The organism is Pseudomonas sp. SB113 (genome assembly GCF_040754745.1).
GTDB classification, from domain to species: Bacteria; Pseudomonadota; Gammaproteobacteria; order Pseudomonadales; family Pseudomonadaceae; genus Aquipseudomonas; species Aquipseudomonas grimontii.
In genome coordinates this window covers 1-453 of sequence record NZ_JBFMHW010000167.1, presented here as the reverse complement: position 1 = coordinate 453, position 453 = coordinate 1, and the positions used below count along the sequence as shown (strand labels likewise).

1 protein-coding gene is annotated in these 453 nt (G+C 55.6%); it reads left to right on the top strand.

Annotated elements, in window-relative coordinates; genetic code table 11:
• Positions 1 to 453: aldehyde dehydrogenase family protein (locus AB1462_RS31985; protein WP_367249105.1), on the top strand; the 453-nt coding region annotated here is incomplete at both ends.

The window sequence follows — 453 nt, the reverse complement described above, 5'->3', positions numbered from 1 at the left end:
GCGCTGGCGACATGGTCAAGGCAGCTTATTCTTCCGGCAAGCCTGCTTATGGCGTTGGCGTGGGTAATGCTGCGGTAATCATCGACGAGACCGTCGATTTGATCGAGACAGCCGCCAAGATCAAGACCGGCAAGACCGGTGACAATGCATCCGGCTGTTCGGCTGAGAACTCGATCATCGTTCAGGCTTCCATTTATGAAGCCTTCCTGCGTGAATTGGAAAAAACTGGCGCCTATATCGCTAGTTCGGAAGAAAAGGCGCGGCTGCAGGCGGTACTTTGGGAAAACGGCCACGTTTCACGCAAAGTCGTCGCGCGGCCTGTATCGGAAATTGCCGCACTTGCGGGGATAAGCGTTCCGGCCGATTGCAAATTTATCGTCGTCGAGGAAACCGCGGCTGGAGAGCAGCACCCGTTCTCCGGTGAAAAGCTTAGCCTGGTGCTCACGGCCTATA